The following is an 8,509-nucleotide window of genomic DNA, read 5'->3' as shown; positions in this document are numbered from 1 at the left end:
CTATCTGGCGGTCACCAATGACCAAGCCATGTTTAATATCGTATTTTTTAATTAAATAAAGAAAACTATCTGGACTAGGTTTTCTAGCAAAACCATTTTCAGAAGTTACAACCTCTGTAAAATAATGAGCAATCTCTGCTCTATCAAGGATATCTAGCACCAAATAATTACGGTGGCTAACCAAGAAATTACGTCCGCCCTCAGCCACAATCTTAGCAAGGACATCCTTAGCACCTTCAAAAAGCACAGGTTCTTGTAAATGTTTGGCTTCCTCTTGCTTATATAGGGTTCGAAAATCAGTTATATCAGGCGCAAACATGGCAATGGCAGTACTGGTTGACACCTTAAGGGCATCATAGACTGCTTGAAATTCTGCTGTACGCTCAAATTGTTCTAAAGTTGCTAGAAAGGCTTGGCTTGATACCTGGTAATTATCCAACAAGGTACCACCTAAATCCCAGATATAATCTCCATAATTCATAATCTTAATTATAGCATAAAAGGTCAGATTTTGCTTGTTTTTCATAGCTAAAAAGGCTTGGAAAACCTATCCAAACCTTAATTTTTTATCTCAGAATTAAACTAGCCACAATAGGACTAATAAAGACATATAAAATCCCTGTTACAGCGATTGATAGACCACCCATGGCACCTGCAACCTGACCATATCTGAAGGCAGTTCCAGTACCAACGGCATGCCCAGTTCCTCCTAGGGAAAGACCAATAGCGACTGGATCTTTAATACCAATCATCTTTAAAAAGACAGGACCTAAAACTGAGGTTAAAATACCCGTAATAACAACTACAACCAGAGTAACTGTCGTAATCCCCTGCATTTTTTCCGAAATTCCTACAGCCATGGCAGTCGTCACAGACTTAGGAAAGAGTGAGATAGCAAGGAAATAATCCATACCAAAAAGCTTAGCAATCAAAGCGGTATAAGTAGTGTTAAGAACACAGGCAACTGTTGACCCAATCAAGATACTCTTATAGTGATGACGCATGAGGTGTAGATTTTTATAAAAAGGAACTGCTAGCGCGACGGTTGAAGGAATAATCAAACTGTTAAGATAAGAGCCACCTACATAGTAATCCTTGTAGGAAATACCTGTATAGTGCAAAATGACGATAATCAAGGCAGTCGATACAAGAAGAGGCGTTGTCAAAGGATTAGGAAAACGGCGATAAATCAAAAGTCCTATTGTGTAAGCTAGTACAGAAAGTGTTAGCCCAAACAAAGGTGTGTTAAAAAAATTAGCCACGATTAACCTCCTCATAATCGCCTTCAAAGTGTTTTTTGATAAAGACGACAACTACTGCAATCACTACAATATTAAGAACCAAGGCTCCCATAATAATCAAAATAATAGGGACAATATTCGCTGAAATAGCATTCCATCGTTCCATAATACCGACACCTGCTGGCAAAAATAGAATAGTCATATTGGCAATTAAAAACTCTGCGACTGCATGAATATGACGTAGACGAATCCACTTAAGCTGAAGAGCAATAAGAAGCAAGAATAGACCAATAATGCTTCCAGGAATAGGTAATTTGAAGAATGTTGACAGAGCTTCACCAATAACGGCAAACAAACAAATCAACATGAATTGAACGTAGTATTTCACGACTTGCCTCCTAGGTTTAATCACCTATTAGTCTACTCCTTTTTTTTTGAATTTCAAGAGTTTTCAGTAAATACTTTTGAAAAATTGAGAGGCATAAATCAGCCTCTTTGAATATAAAAAAAATCCAACCCTGAGGCTGGATTCATTCACAGATGCCACCACCGAGAATTGAACTCGGAACGGAGCATTACCATTGCTCTATTATACCATTTAACTATAGCGGCAACTGTTTTTATCTTATCATATTTCCATTTACTGTGGCAAGATTTTTTGCTTATTATTTATAAATTTAAGTCTTGGTAAGGGGTACGGTAGCCAATCTGCAAAACCTTACCATCCTTAATCAAGATAGGACGTTTTATCAACATCCCATCTGAGGCCAAGAGATCAATAGCTTCATCAAGAGACAATGTTGGTAGCTTATCTTTTAAACCTAAAGAACGGTAGGATTGTCCACTCGTATTAAAGAATTTCTTTAGTTCTAAATCTGCCCCCGCCAAAAGCTCTTTTAAAAATTGAGCCGAAGGTGGGTTTTCCTTAATATTAATAGATTCAAAATCTAAACCTAATTGATTGAGTTCCGCCTTTGCCTTACGACAAGTGCTGCATTTTGGATATTCATAAAAAGTGTACATGTTTTTCTCCTTTTCTCTAGCATAAGCTATCTATTTAAGGCTTGGCAAACCTAAGGCCTTCCAAACGAAGTAAGAAACGCTTGGCATACTCTCCTGCCGCATAATTTCCTAAGTGACCACTACTAGGCAAAACACGATGACAAGGGATAAGAATCAGCCAGGGATTCTTACTAACAGCAGTTCCTACAGCCTGTGCGGATCGACAAGAGATTGCCTTACCAATCTGACCATAGGTTCTGATTTGCCCCATAGGAATTTCACTTAAAGCCAACCAAACTCTTTGTTGGAAAGCTGTTCCTCGTTCAGCTAAAGGAAGGTCATCTGGACTTGGATTCTCACCTTTAAAATAAGCCTGCAACCACTTCTTGGTCACTTCTAAAATAGGATTTGAGGTGTCCGCTAACTCCTCTTCCTTAAAACCAGACTGAAAATGATTTTGTCCTTTTAACCATATACCATAGAGGACTTCCTCACCAGCCACCAAGGACAGGCGACCAATAGGGGATACATAATACTGACGATAATACATAAGTTCATTATAACAAAAAAAGACAGGAAAACCTTGTTCCTGTCAGCTTATTTCTGAATTATTTACCTTTAATCAAACGTACTCGTACGATATTGTCGCTGGCCTCAAACTTAGCGACCAATTCATCAATCTTAGACTTGTCTGTCTCATCAAGGTCAAGAAGGGTATAAGCATACTCTCCCTTTGAACGGTTAATGATATTATCAATATTGATATTAAAATCAGAGACTGCTGTTGAAATACGGGCCACAATGTTAGGCACGTTTTTATTAATCAAAGTGATACGATATGGAGCACTCAAAACCTGTTGTACACGTGGGAAGTTAACAGAATTGACAATTTCACCTGTTTCCATGAAGCGACGGATGGTTTGACCAGCCATAATAGCACAGTTAAGCTCTGCTTCACCCGTCGAACCACCAACGTGTGGAAAGACTGTCACATTAGGCTTATTAAGTAGTTCTTCTGTTCCAAAGTCAGTGATGTAACGTTTTACTACACCTGTTTCCAAAGCATCAAAGAGCGCATCATTCTCTACTAATTCTGCACGGGCAAAGTTGATGATTGTTGTTCCTTTTTGCATGAGGCTAAAGGCATCTGCATTGAAAGTACCTTTCGTATCAGGTGTCAATGGAACGTGAACAGTGATATAATCACAGTTTTCAAAGATTTCTTTGAGATCAGAAACACGCTTAACGTGGTGAGAAATATTCCAAGCTGCTTCAATAGAAACATATGGGTCGTAGCCATAGACCTTCATTCCCAAACGGTAGGCATCGTTAGCAATACGCGCACCAATGGCACCTAGGCCGATAACACCCAGTGTCTTACCAGCAATCTCGCTACCCGCAAACTGCTTCTTACCTGCTTCGATTTGTTTAGGCACATCGTCACCGCTAAGTTTGTTAACCCAAGCATTGGCCGCAATATAATCACGTGCTGAAAGCAAGATAGAAGCTAAGACAGCTTCTTTAACTGCATTAGCATTAGCTCCTGGAGTATTGAAGACAACAATTCCTTTTTCAGTTGCTTCATCCACTGGGATATTATTAGTCCCAGCACCGGCACGCGCAATAGCTTTCAAATTTTCAGGGAAAACTGTATCATGGAGATTTTGACTACGAATAATGTAAGCATCTGGATTTTCCGCTAAATCACCATCAATTTGGAAATGATTTCCAAGTTCCTTCAAACCAATTTGGTTAATATTATTATATGTTTTTACGCTAAATACCATAATTTTATTCCTCTTAAATTAATGAATCCCGTGGTGAGTAGCTTCATCAACTTCTTGATAAAAAGCCTTCTCCCTCTTGGTTTTGATTTTCTGATAGGCAAGTCGTTCACCATCAATAGGAACCTTACCACAATAGACATAGCCAAGTTTCTCCAAAATATGCTGCATGACAAGATTCTTTTCATGCGTGTCGCAACGAAAATCATGAGCGTCAGTTCCCTCAATAAGACCTTGAATAAAGGTTTGAGCGACCCTTTGACCTGTAACCTCAGTCAAAACGGCAATCCTATGGAAGGTAATGTAGCGCTTATTATGATGCTTCCAGTCTCCATCATAGATTTTGTCGTAAGCAGGGTCTCCATCAGTAACCACCGCAGCATAAGAAACAATTTGACCGTCAATGATACCGACATAGGCTTGCCCTTTAAGAACATCATCAAAGATGGTTTCTTCAGTAGGGTAACCATCAGCCCCTTGCCATTGGAAACTACCCGCTTCTGCTAAAGCAGTTCTAGCACTCTCAATCACAGTCATGATAGCCCCAATTTCATTTGGGAAGGCTTGTCTAATTTCCATCTCTTTACCTAATTATTTATTTTCGGCTTCAAATTTCTTCATAAAGTCAATCAAGTCAAGTACACCCTGACGTGGGAAAGCATTATAAACACTAGCACGCATACCACCTACAGAACGGTGTCCTTTGATATTCTTGAAACCAAGAGCATCTGCTTCTGCTACAAACTTAGTATCCAACTCTTTACTTGGTGTAACAAACGGAATGTTGCAGACAGAACGATCCTTTTCATATTTGACAGGGTTTGTGTAGAAATCAGATGACTCAATGTAATCGTAGAGAAGACCAGATTTTTCGCGTTGAATTTCAGCCATCTTGTCTACGCCACCAATTTCATTTTTAACCCAGTCAAAGACGAGTTTTGAAATATAGATGTTGAAACATGGTGGTGTATTGTAAAGTGATCCTGCTTCAGCTTGAATACGATAATCCAACATAGCAGACAATTGTGGTTGGTCGTTAAGGAAGTCTTCACGGACGATAACCACTGTTACACCAGCAGGCCCAATATTTTTCTGAGCACCAGCATAGATAAGAGCAAAATCCTCAACATTATAGCGAGCTGCTAAGATATTTGAAGACATATCTGCTACAATTGGCACACCATTAGTATCAGGCAAATCATAGATAGATGTTCCCTCAATTGTATTATTGGTAGTCAAGTGAACATAAGCGGCTTCTGGATCAATCGTTGAAGGATCAAAACTTGGAATATGATCGTAAACAGTATCCTCAGATGACGCCAAAAGAATTGGTTCAAAAGGAATAGTTTTTGAAAGTTTAACAGCTTCTGTATAAGCTTTTTTACCCCATGACCCTCCCACAAGGTAGTAAGCTTTCTTACCTTGAGCAAGGTTCAGTGGAACCATTGTGAATTGCGTTGAAGCGCCCCCTTGCAAGAAAATAACCTTATAGTTATCAGGAATGGCCATAAGCTCGCGAAGTGTCGCTTCCGCATCTTTAACGATTTTGTCAAATTCTGGAGAACGGTGGGACATTTCTAGCACGGACATACCGGAATATTGATAGTTAAGCAATTCAGCTTGTGCTTTTTCGAGCACAGGTTTTGGTAATGTAGCAGGTCCTGCTGAGAAATTATAAATTGTCATAAAGACACCTCCAAAATTTTAATGGTCCCATTATAGCGAATTTTCTGAATATTGTAAAGTGTTAATAGTAAAAAACGAACGGAATTGGCCGCTCGTCACAAAAAAGTTAGGTATTTTATGTATATTTTTGCAAGTAATCGAATTTACTATCCGTTATCCTTGCTTAAGAAAATAGGCTGCACCAATTAGATTTGCTCCATTATGATGATGACAGGCTACAATCTTTGGACGTTTAATAATTTTACCAATAAAGTCAATCTCATGGTGAACCTTATCAAACTGGCGGTTGACCTCCTCGATAAGAATAGGCTGGGCTGAAATACCACCTCCAATAACAAAGGTTTCCATATCAAAAATGGTTTGAAGATTCAATATGGTAATGGCTAAGTTACGGCAATAGCTTTCAAAAAGTGGATAGACTGTTTTATCTCCTGCATTTATGGCCTTAAATGCGGCTAAACCATCCTTTAAATCTGAGTCACCTAGCACTTCATTTACCTTGGTGATTAAACCGACAGCCGACAAAATCATGCCTCGCATCAATGAAGAATCCACTTTTTCCATTTGAACTGGTAACAGAATGGTCAACTCACCCGCTTGAAAGTGACTTCCTTGAAAAAGTTTACTATTAATAATAAATCCACCACCTAGACCTGAACCCAAAACAAGGGCTGCACCATTGGTCACTCCTTGCAAATGACCTGTAGCTAGCTCTGCCAAGGCGACTGCTTTTCCATCATTAAGAGCAGCTACTGGCAAATGATACTTGGCTTGCAGGGCTGCTTTGACACGAAAACCATGAAAGAATCTCAACAAACCGCCGTGATAAATCACACCCTCCTCAGTATCAACAGTTCCAGGAACACTAATAGCTATACCTGATAGGGCTGCTTCAACTGAAGTAACTATCTGATCAATCATATCAGTAGCTTGTTCTAAGGTTTGTGGAGATGACTGCGTCGGCAGACTCTTTTCAATGGTAAACTGCTCTGAAACAAGTGCCGACTTCACCTGTGTTCCCCCAAAATCAATCGCTAAAATTGTCATAAGCATACTCCACAGATTGTTTTTCGTCATTATAGCATAAAAGAGCCAATAGTAGAAAAAACGGTTCCAAAATGCTATCATAAACTTACAGAATTAGATAAAAGGAGTATCTCACATGACTAAATTTCTACACACTTGTGTCCGTGTCAAGGACCTAGAAGCCTCACTTAAATTTTATAAAGAAGCACTTGGTTTCAAAGAAGCTCGTCGCAATGATTTTCCAGAATATAAGTTCACCCTTGTCTACTTGCAACTCGAAGATGATCCTGATTACGAGTTGGAATTAACCTACAATTATGACCACGAAGCCTATGATTTAGGAGATGGATACGGTCATATCGCTGTTGGCGTTGATGACCTAGAAGCTACACACCAAGCTCATAAAGAGGCTGGATACACTGTCACAGACCTCTCAGGTCTTCCTGGTAAACCAAAAATGTACTACTTCATCACTGATCCAGATGGCTATAAGATTGAAGTTATCCGTTTGACACAATTCCTAGAAAAATAAAACAAAAAAGTCAGATCGTATAGATCTGGCTTATTTTTGTGCTTAATTTTTATTATCTGCTTTCAAGGCTGACAAAATTTGGGTACGAATATCATCCACACCGTTTGGATTATTTGGTAGGAATAAGGTTTGATTACCTTTAGCTGCAAAAGTATTAAGGGTATCTAGATATTGGTTGGTCAAGAGAATAGACATAATCTGCTCTTCAGACATACCCACATTAGCCTCTTTAAGTTCTGCAATAGACTCAGCCAAACCATCAACGATAGCTTTACGTTGTTGGGCAATACCAACACCATGGAGACGATCTTTTTCAGCTTCGGCTTCGGCTGCTGTGACAATCTTAATCTTATCTGCTTCTGCCAATTCTTGGGCTGCCACACGCTTACGTTGAGCAGCATTGATTTCGTTCATAGACTGCTTAACTTCAGCATCTGGTTCAACTTTGGTAATCAAGGTCTTAACAATGATATAACCATAAGTGGTCATTTCTTCTGCTACTTGGTGTTGAACCTCAAGGGCAATTTCATCCTTCTTCTCAAAAAGCTCATCAAGCGTCAATTTAGGAACTGATGAACGGAGAGCATCCTCAATGTATGATTTAATTTGAGCTTCCGGACGCATGAGTTTATAGTAAGCATCTGTAACATTTTGCTCATTAACACGATATTGAGTAGCCACATTCATCATGACAAAGACATTGTCCTTTGTCTTAGTTTCAACCACAATCTCACTTTGAAGCAAACGTAGTTGAATACGGGCTGCAATTTTATCGATACCAAATGGCAAACGCATATGGATACCACTCGTTGCGATTTTTTGATAGCGTCCAAAACGTTCAACGATAGCTACTGACTGTTGACGTACGACATAAAGCATACTGATGAGAATTCCCAAGATAATCAAGAATGAAATCAGTAAAAAGAGAAATGCTGCTTGCATGTTAAGTCCTCCAAAATAAACATAAAAATTTCTTTGCTTTATTATAGCACAGTAATACAGTTGTTCAAGAAAAATAGCATGGTTTGTTCAGAATAGTGTAAAGTAGACACTTTCTTAAACTCTTATGTGTCAGCACTTCTGAAATCTTGGAAACTCTTGTTAATCGAGAGACTTGTACGCAACAGGCGAGACTTTTCGATGTAAGAAAAAGACTGAAACTATTGCGTTTCAGTCTCTCCGTAATTTTAAAATAAAATGGCTCTATAATTTCTGTAGTGGGTAAAACTACTGTAGAG

The 8,509-nt window shown here is 39.0% G+C and carries 11 protein-coding genes and 1 tRNA gene; 1 reads left to right on the top strand and 11 read right to left on the bottom strand.

Features of this window, described 5'->3' with window-relative positions:
- The 10 genes from HMPREF9425_RS02490 to HMPREF9425_RS02445 form a co-directional block, all read right to left on the bottom strand.
- Positions 1 to 481 (bottom strand): HAD-IA family hydrolase (locus HMPREF9425_RS02490; protein WP_248687977.1); only part of this gene is annotated, 481 nt, incomplete at its 3' end.
- Positions 482 to 566: 85 nt separating this feature from the next.
- Complete coding sequence (locus HMPREF9425_RS02485) at positions 567 to 1,277, bottom strand: LrgB family protein (RefSeq protein ID WP_220428504.1); 711 nt, start codon at positions 1,275 to 1,277, stop codon at positions 567 to 569.
- Positions 1,255 to 1,629 carry a CidA/LrgA family protein gene (locus HMPREF9425_RS02480; RefSeq protein ID WP_037621357.1) on the bottom strand — a complete coding sequence of 125 codons (375 nt, stop codon included), beginning with the start codon at positions 1,627 to 1,629 and terminating at the stop codon, positions 1,255 to 1,257. Before HMPREF9425_RS02480 ends, HMPREF9425_RS02485 begins: the two co-directional genes overlap by 23 nt.
- A 153-nt stretch (positions 1,630 to 1,782) precedes the next feature.
- Positions 1,783 to 1,853: transfer RNA gene (locus HMPREF9425_RS02475), tRNA-Thr, on the bottom strand.
- A 57-nt stretch (positions 1,854 to 1,910) separates the two neighbouring features.
- Complete coding sequence (locus HMPREF9425_RS02470) at positions 1,911 to 2,264, bottom strand: arsenate reductase family protein (protein ID WP_003096491.1); 354 nt, start codon at positions 2,262 to 2,264, stop codon at positions 1,911 to 1,913.
- 34 nt (positions 2,265 to 2,298) lie between these two features.
- Positions 2,299 to 2,793 (bottom strand): methylated-DNA--[protein]-cysteine S-methyltransferase, encoded by a 495-nt coding sequence (locus HMPREF9425_RS02465; RefSeq protein ID WP_003096488.1) that lies wholly within the window; start codon positions 2,791 to 2,793, stop codon positions 2,299 to 2,301.
- A gap of 58 nt (positions 2,794 to 2,851) precedes the next feature.
- Positions 2,852 to 4,030, bottom strand: a complete 1,179-nt coding sequence (locus tag HMPREF9425_RS02460; protein ID WP_003096486.1) for a 3-phosphoglycerate dehydrogenase family protein — start codon at positions 4,028 to 4,030, stop codon at positions 2,852 to 2,854.
- A gap of 18 nt (positions 4,031 to 4,048) precedes the next feature.
- Positions 4,049 to 4,606, bottom strand: a complete 558-nt coding sequence (locus HMPREF9425_RS02455; protein ID WP_003096484.1) for a hypothetical protein — start codon at positions 4,604 to 4,606, stop codon at positions 4,049 to 4,051.
- Positions 4,607 to 4,618: 12 nt separating this feature from the next.
- Positions 4,619 to 5,713 carry a 3-phosphoserine/phosphohydroxythreonine transaminase gene (gene serC / locus HMPREF9425_RS02450; RefSeq protein ID WP_003096483.1) on the bottom strand — a complete coding sequence of 365 codons (1,095 nt, stop codon included), beginning with the start codon at positions 5,711 to 5,713 and terminating at the stop codon, positions 4,619 to 4,621.
- A 153-nt stretch (positions 5,714 to 5,866) separates the two neighbouring features.
- Positions 5,867 to 6,760: an ROK family protein gene (locus tag HMPREF9425_RS02445; RefSeq protein WP_037621355.1), complete on the bottom strand. Its 894-nt coding sequence runs from the start codon at positions 6,758 to 6,760 to the stop codon at positions 5,867 to 5,869.
- A 115-nt stretch (positions 6,761 to 6,875) separates the two neighbouring features.
- Between HMPREF9425_RS02445 and gloA the strand changes: the two genes are divergently transcribed.
- Positions 6,876 to 7,271, top strand: a complete 396-nt coding sequence (gene gloA, locus HMPREF9425_RS02440) for a lactoylglutathione lyase (protein WP_002884456.1) — start codon at positions 6,876 to 6,878, stop codon at positions 7,269 to 7,271.
- A gap of 42 nt (positions 7,272 to 7,313) precedes the next feature.
- Here the strand turns inward: gloA and HMPREF9425_RS02435 are convergent, their stop codons facing one another.
- Complete coding sequence (locus HMPREF9425_RS02435) at positions 7,314 to 8,213, bottom strand: SPFH domain-containing protein (protein ID WP_002891518.1); 900 nt, start codon at positions 8,211 to 8,213, stop codon at positions 7,314 to 7,316.
- Positions 8,214 to 8,509 lie beyond the last annotated feature (296 nt).

It is taken from the genome of Streptococcus vestibularis ATCC 49124, from assembly GCF_000188295.1.
In the GTDB taxonomy this organism is placed as follows: domain Bacteria; phylum Bacillota; class Bacilli; order Lactobacillales; family Streptococcaceae; genus Streptococcus; species Streptococcus vestibularis.
Note: the sequence above shows the minus strand (reverse complement) of the source record. Positions and strands in the feature narration are given on the sequence as shown.